This is a genomic window from Streptomyces sp. NPDC096205 (assembly GCF_044763135.1).
Taxonomy (GTDB): Bacteria; Actinomycetota; Actinomycetes; order Streptomycetales; family Streptomycetaceae; genus Streptomyces.
The window spans coordinates 153,792-166,846 of the sequence record NZ_JBIWFS010000008.1 but is presented as its reverse complement, the minus strand read 5'-3'; the positions used below and the strand labels follow the sequence as shown (position 1 = coordinate 166,846).

At 71.1% G+C, this 13,055-nt stretch carries 12 protein-coding genes; 6 read left to right on the top strand and 6 right to left on the bottom strand.

Annotated elements, in window-relative coordinates:
• Positions 1-64: 64 nt before the first annotated feature.
• The 4 genes from ACIQ6Y_RS28080 (at position 65) to ACIQ6Y_RS28065 (ending at position 5,196) form a co-directional block, all read left to right on the top strand.
• Positions 65-829 (top strand): IclR family transcriptional regulator, encoded by a 765-nt coding sequence (locus ACIQ6Y_RS28080; RefSeq protein WP_404042840.1) that lies wholly within the window; start codon positions 65-67, stop codon positions 827-829.
• A 348-nt stretch (positions 830-1,177) separates the two neighbouring features.
• The gene (locus tag ACIQ6Y_RS28075; RefSeq protein WP_404042838.1) at positions 1,178-1,972 is read left to right on the top strand and encodes an MIP/aquaporin family protein; all 795 of its coding nucleotides are present in this window, start codon (positions 1,178-1,180) and stop codon (positions 1,970-1,972) included.
• A gap of 63 nt (positions 1,973-2,035) precedes the next feature.
• Positions 2,036-3,571, top strand: a complete 1,536-nt coding sequence (gene glpK / locus ACIQ6Y_RS28070) for a glycerol kinase GlpK (RefSeq protein ID WP_404042836.1) — start codon at positions 2,036-2,038, stop codon at positions 3,569-3,571.
• A gap of 8 nt (positions 3,572-3,579) precedes the next feature.
• Entirely contained in the window at positions 3,580-5,196 is a 1,617-nt protein-coding gene (locus tag ACIQ6Y_RS28065) for an FAD-dependent oxidoreductase (protein WP_404042834.1), read from the top strand.
• A gap of 111 nt (positions 5,197-5,307) precedes the next feature.
• Here the strand turns inward: ACIQ6Y_RS28065 and ACIQ6Y_RS28060 are convergent, their stop codons facing one another.
• A complete protein-coding gene (locus tag ACIQ6Y_RS28060; RefSeq protein ID WP_404042832.1) occupies positions 5,308-6,192 on the bottom strand; it encodes a TIGR03620 family F420-dependent LLM class oxidoreductase in 885 nt (294 codons plus the stop codon).
• Between the two features lie 180 nt (positions 6,193-6,372).
• On the opposite strand from ACIQ6Y_RS28060, the gene ACIQ6Y_RS28055 reads away from it, so the two are divergent.
• Positions 6,373-7,347 (top strand): PAC2 family protein, encoded by a 975-nt coding sequence (locus tag ACIQ6Y_RS28055; protein WP_404042830.1) that lies wholly within the window; start codon positions 6,373-6,375, stop codon positions 7,345-7,347.
• Positions 7,348-7,396: 49 nt separating this feature from the next.
• Here ACIQ6Y_RS28055 and ACIQ6Y_RS28050 read toward each other — a convergent pair whose 3' ends face one another.
• The 5 genes from ACIQ6Y_RS28050 to ACIQ6Y_RS28030 form a co-directional block, all read right to left on the bottom strand.
• Positions 7,397-8,350 (bottom strand): superoxide dismutase, encoded by a 954-nt coding sequence (locus ACIQ6Y_RS28050; protein ID WP_404042828.1) that lies wholly within the window; start codon positions 8,348-8,350, stop codon positions 7,397-7,399.
• 180 nt (positions 8,351-8,530) lie between these two features.
• A complete protein-coding gene (gene mshC / locus ACIQ6Y_RS28045; protein ID WP_404042826.1) occupies positions 8,531-9,760 on the bottom strand; it encodes a cysteine--1-D-myo-inosityl 2-amino-2-deoxy-alpha-D-glucopyranoside ligase in 1,230 nt (409 codons plus the stop codon).
• A gap of 92 nt (positions 9,761-9,852) precedes the next feature.
• A complete protein-coding gene (locus tag ACIQ6Y_RS28040) occupies positions 9,853-10,671 on the bottom strand; it encodes an SCO1664 family protein (RefSeq protein ID WP_404042824.1) in 819 nt (272 codons plus the stop codon).
• Positions 10,635-11,225, bottom strand: coding sequence for a DUF3090 domain-containing protein (locus tag ACIQ6Y_RS28035; RefSeq protein ID WP_404042822.1), 591 nt, complete (start codon positions 11,223-11,225; stop codon positions 10,635-10,637). The genes ACIQ6Y_RS28040 and ACIQ6Y_RS28035 overlap by 37 nt, the downstream gene beginning before the upstream one ends.
• 74 nt (positions 11,226-11,299) lie before the next feature.
• Positions 11,300-11,986: a histidine phosphatase family protein gene (locus ACIQ6Y_RS28030; protein WP_404042820.1), complete on the bottom strand. Its 687-nt coding sequence runs from the start codon at positions 11,984-11,986 to the stop codon at positions 11,300-11,302.
• A gap of 62 nt (positions 11,987-12,048) precedes the next feature.
• Between ACIQ6Y_RS28030 and ACIQ6Y_RS28025 the strand changes: the two genes are divergently transcribed.
• Positions 12,049-13,044, top strand: a complete 996-nt coding sequence (locus ACIQ6Y_RS28025) for a magnesium and cobalt transport protein CorA (protein ID WP_404042818.1) — start codon at positions 12,049-12,051, stop codon at positions 13,042-13,044.
• The last annotated feature ends 11 nt before the right edge of the window (positions 13,045-13,055 follow it).

The window sequence follows — 13,055 nt, the reverse complement described above, 5'->3', positions numbered from 1 at the left end:
ATCGTGTCGAACAGCGGCATGGTGCCACGGCTCGACGGTCGAAGGGGACGGAGGCAGGACGGCGATGGCACGGAACATCCAGTCGCTGGAGCGGGCGGCGGCGATGCTGCGCCTGCTCGGGGGCGGCGAGCGACGGCTGGGCCTGTCGGACATCGCCTCCTCGCTGGGTCTCGCCAAGGGCACCGCGCACGGCATCCTGCGCACCCTGCAGCAGGAGGGGTTCGTCGAGCAGGACGAGGCCTCGGGCCGCTATCAGCTGGGCGCGGAGCTGCTGCGCCTGGGCACCACCTACCTGGATGTGCACGAGCTGCGCGCGCGGGCCCTCGTGTGGACGGACGACCTGGCCCGCTCCAGCGGCGAGAGCGTGTATCTGGGCGTGCTGCACCAGCAGGGCGTGCTGATCGTGCACCACGTCTTCCGTCCGGACGACAGCCGTCAAGTGCTGGAGATCGGGGCCATGCAGCCCTTGCACTCCACGGCGCTGGGCAAGGTGCTGTCGGCGTACGACCCGGTCGCGCACAGCGAGGCGATGGAGGCGGACCGCAAGGCCTTCACGGACCGCACGGTGTGCGACCTGGAGGCCTTCGAGCACATCCTCGACATCACACGCGCGCGTGGCTACGCGGCGGACGTGGAGGAGACCTGGGAGGGCGTGGCGTCCGTCGCCGCGCCGATCCACGACCGCCGGCGCATGCCGGTGGGCGCGGTGGGCATCACGGGTGCCGTGGAGCGGCTGGGCCGCGACGGCGAGGTGCGCCCCGAGCTGATCGCGGCCGTGCGCGACTGTGCCCGTGCTGTGTCGCGGGATCTGGGCGCCGGACGCTTCTGAGCAACTGCCTCACCCGGCCGGGACGCCACGACGGCGTTCCGGCCTTCGGCCTACCCTGAAACCCGGTGCAAGGTGGGCATAAAGCCCGAAGCTGTACAGGCACGGACGCACCGGCGACAAGCCGAGTCGATCAATAACGATCGTGCTTTCGATAACAGAACTCTTGACGTGCGCGTTACGCCGAAGCAAGACTCCCGTCCATCGGTCGGCATTGTCGAACACCTACCGGCAATACGCGCTAGAGTGTGACAACGCCAAGGGACCGGCAAGCTCTCACCCCCGAGGGCGCAGCACCCCCGAAGGGACTCGGGGTCTGCTTCCCCTGGACGAAGGACAAAGGAGTCGCGGGTGTCCAGCTCCGACATCTTCATCGGCGAGACCATCGGTACCGCCATACTCATCCTGCTCGGCGGTGGCGTCTGCGCCGCCGTGACGCTGAAGGCCTCCAAGGCCCGCAACGCCGGCTGGCTCGCCATCACCTTCGGGTGGGGTTTCGCCGTGCTGACGGCGGTCTACACCTCGGCGCCGCTGTCCGGCGCACACCTCAATCCGGCGGTCACGCTCGCACTCGCGATCAAGGACAACGACTGGAGCAACGTCGCCACCTACTGGGGCGGCCAGGTGCTCGGTGCCATGATCGGCGCGGCTCTGGTCTGGGTCGCGTACTACGGCCAGTTCCAGGCGCACCTGACCGACAAGGAGATCGTCGGCGGTCCGGGTGCGCAGGAAACCGCCACCAAGGCCGTCGAGGCCCAGGAGACGGGCGCCGGCCCGGTCCTGGGTGTCTTCTCCACCGGTCCGGAGATCCGGAACGCGGTGCAGAACCTCGCCACCGAGATCATCGGCACGATCGTGCTGGTGCTCGCCGTCCTCACGCAGGGCCTGAACGACAACGGCAACGGCCTGGGCATCCTGGGCGCACTGATCACCGCCCTGGTGGTCGTCTCCATCGGTCTGTCGCTCGGCGGTCCGACCGGCTACGCGATCAACCCGGCCCGTGACCTCGGCCCGCGTATCGTGCACGCCCTTCTGCCCCTGCCCAACAAGGGCGGCTCCGACTGGGGCTACGCCTGGATCCCCGTCGTCGGTCCGCTGATCGGCGCGGCGATCGCCGCGGGTATCTACAAGGTCGCTTTCGTTTAACCAGACCTAGGCATACGCGCCGTACGTACAGCCCCGTAACCCAAGGACCTCCAGGAGCACACAGTGACCGACGCCCACGCCGGCCCCTTCATCGCCGCCATCGACCAGGGCACGACCTCCAGCCGCTGCATCGTCTTCGACCGGGACGGCCGTATCGTCTCCGTCGACCAGAAGGAGCACGAGCAGATCTTCCCGAAGCCGGGCTGGGTCGAGCACGACGCCAACGAGATCTGGACCAACGTCCAGGAGGTCGTCGCCGGAGCCGTCCAGAAGGCCGGCATCACCCGCGACGACATCAAGGCCATCGGCATCACCAACCAGCGCGAGACCACCGTGCTGTGGGACAAGAACACCGGTGAGCCCGTCCACAACGCCATCGTGTGGCAGGACACCCGCACCGACGCCCTGTGCAGGGAGCTCGGCCGCAACGTCGGCCAGGACCGCTTCCGCCGCGAGACCGGTCTGCCGCTGGCGTCGTACTTCGCCGGCCCCAAGGCCCGCTGGCTGCTGGACAACGTCGAGGGCCTGCGCGAGCGCGCCGAAGCCGGGGACATCCTCTTCGGCACCATGGACACCTGGGTCATCTGGAACCTGACCGGCGGTGTCAACGGCGGCAAGCACTACACCGACGTCACCAACGCCTCCCGCACCATGCTGATGAACCTCCACACGCTGGAGTGGGACGACAAGATCGCCGAGTCCATCGGCGTGCCGCTGGCGATGCTGCCCGAGATCCGCTCCTCCGCCGAGGTCTACGGCGAGGTCACCGGCGGCAAGCTCGGCGACCTGCTCGGCGGCATCCCGGTCGCCTCCGCGCTCGGCGACCAGCAGGCGGCCCTGTTCGGCCAGACCTGCTTCTCCGAGGGCGAGGCGAAGTCCACGTACGGCACCGGCACGTTCATGCTGATGAACACCGGCGAGAAGATCATCAACTCCTACTCGGGCCTGCTGACCACGGTCGGCTACCGGATCGGCGACCAGCAGCCGGTCTACGCCCTGGAGGGCTCGATCGCCGTCACCGGTTCGCTGGTGCAGTGGATGCGCGACCAGATGGGCCTGATCTCCACCGCGGCCGAGATCGAGACGCTCGCGCTCACGGTCGAGGACAACGGCGGCGCCTACTTCGTGCCGGCCTTCTCCGGCCTGTTCGCTCCGCACTGGCGCTCCGACGCCCGCGGTGTCATCGCCGGCCTGACCCGGTACGTCACCAAGGCGCACCTCGCGCGTGCCGTCCTGGAGGCCACGGCCTGGCAGACCCGTGAGATCACCGACGCCATGACGAAGGACTCCGGCGTCGAGCTGTCGGCCCTGAAGGTCGACGGCGGCATGACCTCCAACAACCTGCTGATGCAGACGCTCTCGGACTTCCTGGACGCCCCCGTGGTGCGCCCGATGGTCGCCGAGACCACCTGCCTCGGCGCCGCCTACGCCGCCGGTCTGGCCGTCGGCTTCTGGACCAGCACCGACGACCTGCGCGCCAACTGGCGCCGGGCCGCCGAGTGGACCCCCCGCATGGACGCGGAGACCCGCGACCGTGAGTACAAGACCTGGCTCAAGGCCGTCGAGCGGACCATGGGCTGGATCGAGGACGAGGAGTAAGAAACCCCATGACCACGCAGTCCACCCTGCAGTCCGTACCTGCCCTGGGCACGCACCCGGCGTCCGGCTCGAACCCGAGCCGCGCCGAGACCCGGGAGCAGCTCTCCAAGGCGTCGTACGACCTTCTCGTCATCGGCGGCGGCATCCTGGGCATCTCCACGGCCTGGCACGCCGCGCAGTCCGGTCTCAGGGTGGCTCTGGTCGACGCCGGCGACTGGGCCGGCGCCACCTCCTCCGCCTCCTCCAAGCTGCTCCACGGGGGCTTGCGCTACCTGCAGACCGGCGCAGTGAAGCTGGTGGCGGAGAACCACTTCGAGCGCCGTGCGGTCTCCCGTCAGGTGGCCCCCCACCTGGCGAACCCGCTCACGTTCTACCTCCCCGTGTACAAGGGCGGGCCGCACGGCGCGGCGAAGCTCGGGGCGGGCGTCTTCGCCTACTCCGCGCTCTCCGCGTTCGGTGACGGCGTGGGCCACCTGCTGTCGCCGGCGAAGGCGGCGCAGGACGTGCCCGAGCTGCGCACCGACAACCTCAAGGCCGTGGCCGTGTACGGCGACGACCAGATGAACGACGCGCGCATGGCGCTGATGACGGTCCGCGCGGCCGTCGAGGCGGGCGCGGTCGTCCTCAACCACGCCGAGGTCACCGGCCTGCGCTTCACCAAGGGCCGGGTCACCGGTGCCGAGCTGCGCGACCGGCTGTCCGGTGACGAGTTCGGCGTCAGCGCCCGGCTGGTGCTCAACGCGACCGGCCCCTGGGTGGACCACCTGCGCAAGATGGAGGACCCGAACGCGGCGCCCTCCATCCGCCTGTCCAAGGGCGCGCATCTGGTCCTGAAGCGCACCTCCCCGTGGAAGGCCGCGCTGGCCACCCCGATCGACAAGTACCGCATCACCTTCGCCCTCCCCTGGGAGGACATGCTGCTGCTCGGCACGACCGACGAGGAGTACGAGGGCGACCCGGCGGACGTCGCGGTCACCGAGAAGGACACGGCCCAGATACTCGACGAGGCCGCGTTCTCCATCCGCGACCAGCAGCTCGACCGTGACCTGATCACGTACGCGTTCGCCGGTCTGCGGGTGCTGCCGGGCGGCCCCGGCGACACCGCGAAGGCCAAGCGCGAGACCGTGGTGACCGAGGGCAAGGGCGGCATGCTGTCCGTCGCGGGCGGCAAGTGGACGACCTTCCGCCACATCGGCCGTACGGTGATGCAGAAGCTCGAGGCGCTGCCGGGTCACCCGCTGGGCGAGGACTTCGAGCCGATCTCCTCGCTGCCGAAGAAGCTGCCGCTGCCGGGTGTCGCCAACCCGCGCGCGGTCGCCCACCGCCTGCTGACCGACGGCCCCGCGCCCGGCCCGCGCATGGCGGCGGACACCGCCCGGCACCTGGCGACGCACTACGGCTCGCTGGCCTTCGACATCGCCCGGCTGGCCAACGACAACCCCGAGCTGGCCGAGCGCGTCCACCCGGACGCGCCGGAGATCTGGGCGCAGGTCGCCTGGGCCCGTGACAACGAGTGGGCCGAGACCCCGGACGACGTGCTGCGCCGCCGCACCACCCTGACGATCCGCGGCCTGGCCACGGACGAGGTGCGGGCGAAGGTCCAGGACCTGCTCGACAAGAAGTAGGTCGGGGCTCGCTCGGCGAGAAGTAGGGCCGACAGGAACGACGGCCGGACGGTCCTACGCCCGTGAGAGGGGCGGCTCCCCGCACAGGAGCCGCCCCTTTCGCGTGCCGCCTCAACCGTCGAGCAGGACCTCGCCGAGCCGCCTCCAGGACGGCATCGAGGACTCGCCGGGCGCGGTGCCGACGACCTGGACGGCGACATGGTCGGCGCCCGCCTCCAAGTGGCCGCGCAGCCGGGCGGCGACGCTCTCCGGCTCGCCCCACAGGACGAGGTCGTCGACGAGTCGGTCGCTTCCGCCGTGGGCGAGTTCCTCCTCGGTGTAGCCGAGGCGGCGGAACTTGGCGAGGTTGTACGGGGTGTTGAGGTACGGCACCAGGTGCTCGCGGGCGATCGCGCGGGCCCGGCCGGCGTCGGTCTCCAGCAGCACGGCGTGCTCGACGCCGAGGAAGGCGTCGGGGCCGAGGATCTCGCGGGCCTCGGCGGTGTGGGCCACGTTGACGTGGTAGGTGTGGGCGCCTGCCGTGCGGTCGCGGGCGAGGCCGAGCATCTTGGGGCCGTACGCGGCCAGCAGCCGGCGTACCGGGGACTTCAGGGGCGCGGTGGCGGGCGGCTGGAGGGCGTCCATGTCGTCGAGGTAGGCGCCCATCGCGGCCAGCGGCCTGACGCCGGCGTGGGGCGTGCCGCCGAAGCCGAGACCGAGGACGTGCCGGTCCGGGAAGGCGTCGGCCAGCAGCAGCGCCCCGCCCTGGGCGGTGCGGGCGTCGCGGGCCCAGATCTGCGCGATGCCGTTGATCACGGTCAGGCGCTCGGTGGCGGCGAGGAGCCGGTCGGCGAGGGAGAGCGCCTCACGGCCGCCCACTTCGGGGAACCACAGGGCGCGCCAGCCCAGTTGCTCCAGTTCCCGCGCCGACTCGCCGATGCGCGCGGCCGGTTGGTGTTCGAAGTCGAAGGTGTAGATGCCGAAGGTGCCGGGGTTCAGTCCGTCGATCGTCGCCATGCGTCCAAATATCGCAGGACCGTGCCGGCGTACCGGCCCCCTGTGATCGTTCGGGGTGTTCCGGGGTGGCGAACGGGGCAGTGATCCGTTCACTCCCCCGCGCAAGGGGGCTGCGGGCGCCCCCGCCGAACGCCGTAAGGTTGGGACGTCAAGCGAGGGCACGTCGGAAGGAGGCACTGGGTGATCGAGCTCGAGGGGGTTCCCGAGCTGATCGACCCGGTCATGGTGGCCGCGTTCGAGGGCTGGAACGATGCCGGCGACGCCGCCTCCACCGCGGTCGCGCATCTGGAGAGGGAGTGGAAGGGTGAGGTGTTCGCGGCGCTGGACGCCGAGGACTACTACGACTTCCAGGTGAACCGCCCCACGGTGTTCATGGACAACGGCGTACGCAAGATCACCTGGCCCACGACGAGACTGTCGGTCGTCCGGGTCGGCGGGGACAAGCCGCGCGATCTGGTGCTGGTGCGTGGCATCGAACCGTCGATGCGCTGGCGGTCGTTCTGCAACGAACTGCTCGGGTTCGCGCACGAGCTGGGTGTGGAGCTGGTGGTCGTCCTGGGCGCCCTGCTCGGCGACACCCCGCACACCCGCCCGGTCCCGATCAGCGGGACCACGTCCGACCCTGACCTGGCCCGCCGGATGAACCTGGAGGAGACCAAGTACGAGGGCCCGACGGGCATCGTCGGCGTCCTTCAGGAGGCGTGCACGCACGCGGGCGTCCCGGCGGTGTCGCTGTGGGCGGCCGTACCGCACTATGTGTCGCAGCCGCCGAACCCGAAGGCGACACTGGCGCTGCTCAACCGCCTGGAGGACCTGATCGACGTGCGTATCCCGCTGGGCGAGCTGCCCGAGGACGCGCGCGCCTGGCAGGTCGGCGTGGACCAGCTGGCCGCCGAGGACACCGAGGTCGCGGAGTACGTGCAGACGCTGGAGGAGGCGCGGGACACCGCGGAGCTGCCGGAGGCGTCGGGCGAGGCCATCGCCCGGGAGTTCGAGCGCTATCTGCGGCGCAGGGACGGCGGCGGCACGGCGGGCGGGCACGCCACGGACGGCGAGGGCTCGCCGTACCGGCGGGACAGCTCCGGCGGGGACCGCAACCGGCCGCCGAAGCCGCCCAAGCCGGGCGCGGACGACGGGGACGGTTCCGAGGACTGAGGGCATGACCGAAGAGGGGCGGTGCGCCACGCACCGCCCCTCTTTCGTGTCACACCCGGTCCACCGCCACGACGTCGTAGTCGGTGTCGGGGGTGGGCTCCTCGACGTCGAAGCGGGCGTTGGGCAGGTAGATGCGGTCGCCCCAGGCCGCGGCCGTCGTCGGGATGCGGAAGCGGGCCGGGTCCTGGATGCGGGTGATCAGCGAGCCCCGGGTACCGGCGGAGTTCAGGCGGAAGACGTCGATGGCGTTCTGCCACTGCTGGACGACGTAGAGGGTGCGGCCGAGCAGCAGCAGGCCGTCGCCGTTGGGCAGGAGCGCGCCGCCGAGGTCGACCGCGCGGGCCACTCCGGTGCGCGGGTCGACGCGCATCAGGGTGCCGCCGCCGGCGAAGGCGTTCACCACGAGCAGGGCGCTGCCGTCGGGAGTGCGCTCGATGCCGTTGGCGGTGAAGTCGTCGCCCTGTACCCAGTCCCCGCCGAGCCGTACGGTACGGGCCTCGCCGGGCTCGTTGCGTGCGCCCAGTTCGAGCCGGTACAGCACGTCGGTGAAGGAGTCGGTGAACCAGGCGGCGCCCGGGGTGAGGATGACGTCGTTGACGAAGGTGCCGCCCACCGGGACGATCCGCTCCACCTCGCCGGTGCGGGCGTCGACCGTGCGCAGTTCGCCGCTGGGGCCGCCCGCCAGGAAGAGCCGGCCGTAGCGGTCGGACTTGAGTCCGACGGTGGGGTGCGTCTCGTCGAGGCCGGTGCGCACGCGGGTGCCGCGGCCGGTGGGGAGATGGACCCGGTAGAGGTCGGCGTGCCCGAGGGAGCCGAAGCAGGCGTACGGGCCGGGGCCGATGGCGATGCCTTCGGGCTGCCAGCCGTTGGGCAGCGGGAACTGCTCGGGCCAGGGGTGCCGGGGTGCCGCGGCCGCGTGGGCGGTGCCGCCGGCGAGGGCGGTGGCCGAGAGGGCCGCGGTGGCGGTGAGTAAGTGTCTGCGGGAGGGGTGCGCAAAGGCCACTGCGCGTCCTTGTGCCGGGGGCCGGTCGGGGACCGGCCGCGTGATCGTCTGGGGTTGTCACCCCATCACAGGACCGCCGTCCGCACAGCCCTGTGGGCCATGACCGTTCGTCAGCGCAGCTATGACGAAGGGCGCTTGCTCCCCTGACCTGCGGGAGGAAGCGCCCTTCGGGACACCGAACTACAGGGCCACGCCCAGCAGCGCGTCCACCGCGCGCGAGGCGACACCGGGCGCGCCGATGTCGGTGCCGCCCTCGGACTCCTGGCGGGCGACCCAGCGGTCGACGGCGGCGAGCGCGGCCGGGGCGTCGAGGTCGTTCGCGAGGGCCTCGCGGATCTCGTCGACGAGCGCCTCGGCGGCCGGGCCGTCGGGCCGGGAGACGGCGGCGCGCCAGCGGCCGAGCCGGTCCAGGGCGTCCCTGAGGACCTGGTCGGTCCACTCCCAGTCGGCGCGGTAGTGGTGGGCGAGCAGGGCGAGGCGGATGGCGGCGGGGTCGACGCCCTCGCGGCGCAGCGCCGAGACGAAGACCAGGTTGCCCTTGGACTTCGACATCTTCTCGCCGTGCAGGGCGACCATGCCGGCGTGGACGTACGCCTTGGCCATGGGGAACTCGCCGGTGAGCACCTGGGCGTGCGAGGCGCCCATCTCGTGGTGCGGGAAGGCGAGGTCGGAGCCGCCGCCCTGGACGTCGAAGCCCATGCCGAAGTGGTCGAGGGCGATGGCGACGCACTCGATGTGCCAGCCGGGCCGGCCGGGGCCGAGGGTGGCGCCGTCCCAGCTGGGCTCGCCCTCGCGGGCGGCCATCCACAGCATCGGGTCGAGCGGGTTCTTCTTGCCGGGCCGGTCCGGGTCGCCGCCCCGCTCGGCGGAGAGCAGCCGCATGGCGGCGGCGTCGAGGTTCGAGACCTGCCCGAAGTGGGGGTCGGCCTCGACGGAGAAGTAGATGTCGCCTTCGAGCTCGTAGGCGGCGCCCATGTCCCGCAGCCGCTCGACGAGCGGCACGATGCCGGGTATGGCCTCGACGGCGCCTATGTAGTGCTGCGGCGGGAGCATCCGCAGCGCGGTCATGTCCTCGCGGAAGAGGGCGGTCTCCTTCTCCGCCAGGGCGACCCAGTCGATGTCGTCACGCTTGGCCCGCTCCAGGAGCGGGTCGTCGACGTCGGTCACGTTCTGGACGTAGTGAACCTGCCGCTTGGTGTCCAGCCAGACGCGCTGGACGAGGTCGAACGCGTTGTAGGTCGCCGCGTGCCCCATGTGGGTGGCGTCGTACGGCGTGATGCCGCAGACGTAGAGGCGGGCGACGGGACCGGGCTCGAGGGTGACGAGCCCACCGGTCGCGGTGTCGTGGATCCTCAGGTCGCGGCCCTGACCAGGCAGGGCGGGGACCTCGGAAGCGGGCCAGGCATGCATGTGTCGAGCCTAACCGGACTGGAGTTCCGGATACGAACCGGAGGACGCCGGTTGGCCGGGAAGGCACTCTTGTGTTCTGCCGCCCGGTGTGCTCACACGGGTGGCCAGGGGATCGCGGGCCACTCCCCACTGGGTTCGGGGTGTTTTCCGGAGGCCAGCAGCGCCTCGACCCGCGCGCGTGTGGCGTCGGTCTCGGCGGGGGTGATCAGCGGGGCGAGACGCTCGGCGAGGGGCCCGCCGGGCAGCAGGGACTCCTTGAGGCCCTTCAGGACGGCGACCGCCTCCTCGGGCAGCGGCTCGCCCGCCCAGCCCCACAGCAGGGTGCGCAGCTTGTTCTCGGCGTGGAAGGAGACGCCGTGGTCGATGCCGTAGAGGCGGCCGTCGGCTGCGGGCAGCAGATGGCCGCCCTTGCGGTCGGCGTTGTTGATCACCGCGTCGAGTACGGCGAGCCGCCGCAGCCGCTCGTCGTCGGCGTGCACGAGCAGCGCGGTCTGCCCCTCCCCCACCTCGGCGAACCCGATGGCCTTCCAGCCGGGCTCGGGCTCCTCGCCGTCGACCAGGGCGAGCAGCTCGGCGTCGGCCGTCGCCTCGATCCACAGCTGGACCATGCCCTCGCCGTAGGGGCCGTCGCGCAGCACGGTGGGCGGGACCAGCTGCCAGCCGGTCGCCTCGGAGACCTCGTAGGCGGCCAGCTCGCGCTGGGCGAGGGTGCCGTCGGGGAAGTCCCACAGGGGGCGTTCCCCGGCGACGGGTTTGTAGATGCAGGTGATTTCCTGACCTTCGTGGGCCAAGGTGCAGTACAGCGCCGCGTTGGAGGCCTCGCGCAGGCGTCCGCGTACGGTCAGCTCGCCCTCGGCGAGCAGGTCCGCCGGTGTCATGCTCCGCGGCGGTATCCGTTCTGGCGCGGACATACGTGTCCCTCCGGGTCGAGCGGCAGGCTGCACAGCGGGCAGGGCGGCCGGCCGGCGTTGACGACGTCCAGGGCGCGCTTGGCGAAGGCGCGGGCCTGCGCCCCGGTGAGGCGGACCCGCAGCATCGGGGGTCCGTTCTCCTCGTCCTGCAGAAGTCTCTCCTCCGCCTCGGCGAGGTCCTCCTCGGAGTCGGCGTCGAGCTCCACGAGGGCCTGTGCCTCGACGATCATGCGCTGTTCCTCGCCGTCCCAGGCGAGGGCCATGGTGCCGACCCGGAACTCCTCCTCGACGGGGGTGTCCAGGGGGGCGGTGTCGGAGATCTCGGTGGGGGCGACGGCGGGGACGGCCGCGCTGCCTCCGGTGCGGCGTACGACCTCGTCCAGCAGCTCGTCCATCCGTTCGGCGAGCGCGGCGACCTGGGTCTTCTCCAGGGCCACGCTGGTCACCCGGGAGCCGGCGGTGGCCTGGAGGAAGAACGTACGGCGCCCGGGCAGTCCGACCGTACCGGCCACGAAGCGGTCCGGGGGGTCGTAGAGGAACACCTGACGGGACACGTCCAGCTCCAAGAATCGTGAAGAGGGGCAATCGCGGCGCAGTTGCGGTGGATTCACCCTACTGCGGCCGACGATCACGGTGCGCCCGCACCGCCCCCGACGGTCGCCTGGTCGTTCGGGGGCTCCTCGCGCGGCACCAGGGAGGCGAAGTCGCCGGTGTCCCCGAGGCGGACGAGAAACGGCCGCAGCCGGGTGTAGCGGATCGCGGTGATGGAACACGGTTCGACGGAGATCCGCTGGAAGAGGTCGAGATGAAGTCCGAGTGCTTCCGCCACGAGCGACTTGATGATGTCGCCGTGCGAACACATGAGATAGACGGCGTCGTCGCCGTGGTCGCGCTCCACGCGCGCGTTCCATTCCCGTACGGCTTCGGCGGCGCGGGTCTGCATGGCGCGCATGGACTCGCCGCCGGGGAAGGCGGCGGCGGAGGGGTGGGCCTGGACGACCTGCATGAGGGGGTCGTCCATGAGTTCGGCGAGCTTACGGCCCGACCAGTCGCCGTAGTGGGCCTCGCCGATGCGCTCGTCCTCGTGGACGGTGAGGTCGGGGCGGGCGTCGAGCAGCGGCTGGATCGTCTCCCGGCAGCGTTGCAGGGGGCTGGTGACGATCTCGCGGATCGGGAGGTCGGCGAGCCGTCCGGGCAGCGCGGCGGCCTGTGCGAGGCCGCGCTCGTCGAGGGCGACGCCGGGCGTCCAGCCGGCGAGCAGTCCCGCGGTGTTGGCGGTGGAGCGTCCGTGCCGGACCAGAAGCAGCGTGGGCATGCGGACCAGGGTAGGCATATGAACGGGTGCGGTGGCGGCCGTCCGAGGGGAGAATTCGCTCCGTGATCGTCGACTGCGCCGTCTATCACGACGGGAGGCGGACCGAGGGACCGTCGGACCTGTCCGACGCGCTGGATACGGCGCGCGCGGCCGGCGGGTTCGTGTGGATCGGTCTGCACGAGCCGTCACCGGACGAGTTCGACCTGGTCAGCGAGGAGTTCGCGCTGCATCCGCTGGCGGTCGAGGACGCTTTGAAGGCTCACCAGCGGCCGAAACTGGAGGTGTACGAGGACTCGCTGTTCATGGTGCTGAAACCGGTCGTCTACGAGCCGGAGGGCGACACCGTCTCCTCGGGCGAGGTGATGATCTTCCTCGGTGACTCCTTCGTGGTCACGGTCCGTCATGGCGAGGGCGCCCCGCTTGCGGCGGTTCGACGACGTCTCGAGAACGAGCCGGAGATGCTGGCCAAGGGTCCCACGGCGGTGCTGTACGCGATCACCGACGCGACCGTCGACCACTATCTGGAGGTCGCGGACGAGCTGCAGACCGACCTGGAGGAGCTGGAGGCGGAGGTGTTCTCGCCGGAGCGCGGCGGGTCGCGGCACACGGCGTCGCGGATCTACACCTTCAAGCGGCAGGTGCTGGAGTTCCGCCGGGCGACGGGCCCGCTGACGCTGCCGGTGGCCAGGCTCGCGGGCACCGGCGCCTTCGGGATGGCGGTGCCGTTCGTGGACGCCAAGGCGCGGCCGTACTTCCAGGACGTGAGCGACCATCTGACGCGCGTGAACGAGTCGGTGGAGGGCCTGGACCGGCTCGTGTCGGACATTCTGTCGGCGCATCTGGCGCAGACGAGCGTCCGGCAGAACGACGACATGCGGAAGATCTCGGCGTGGGCTGCCATGGCCGCGGTCCCGACGATGCTGGCGGGGATCTACGGCATGAACTTCGACCACATGCCCGAGCTGCACTGGGTGGGGTCGTATCCGACGCTGATCGTGCTCATGGCCGCCTTGGAGGTGCTGCTGTACCGGCTGTTCAAGAGCCGGGACTGGCTCTGACTCGCGCGCAC

What these genes read in the sequence shown, in the direction of transcription:
- ACIQ6Y_RS28080 (WP_404042840.1), top strand. Translation starts at nt 65, where the DNA reads ATGGCACGGAACATCCAGTCGCTGGAGCGGGCGGCGGCGATGCTGCGC.
- ACIQ6Y_RS28065 (WP_404042834.1), top strand. Translation starts at nt 3,580, where the DNA reads ATGACCACGCAGTCCACCCTGCAGTCCGTACCTGCCCTGGGCACGCAC.
- ACIQ6Y_RS28060 (WP_404042832.1), bottom strand. Translation starts at nt 6,192, where the DNA reads ATGGCGACGATCGACGGACTGAACCCCGGCACCTTCGGCATCTACACC.
- mshC (WP_404042826.1), bottom strand. Translation starts at nt 9,760, where the DNA reads ATGCATGCCTGGCCCGCTTCCGAGGTCCCCGCCCTGCCTGGTCAGGGC.
- ACIQ6Y_RS28040 (WP_404042824.1), bottom strand. Translation starts at nt 10,671, where the DNA reads ATGTCCGCGCCAGAACGGATACCGCCGCGGAGCATGACACCGGCGGAC.
- ACIQ6Y_RS28030 (WP_404042820.1), bottom strand. Translation starts at nt 11,986, where the DNA reads ATGCCCACGCTGCTTCTGGTCCGGCACGGACGCTCCACCGCCAACACC.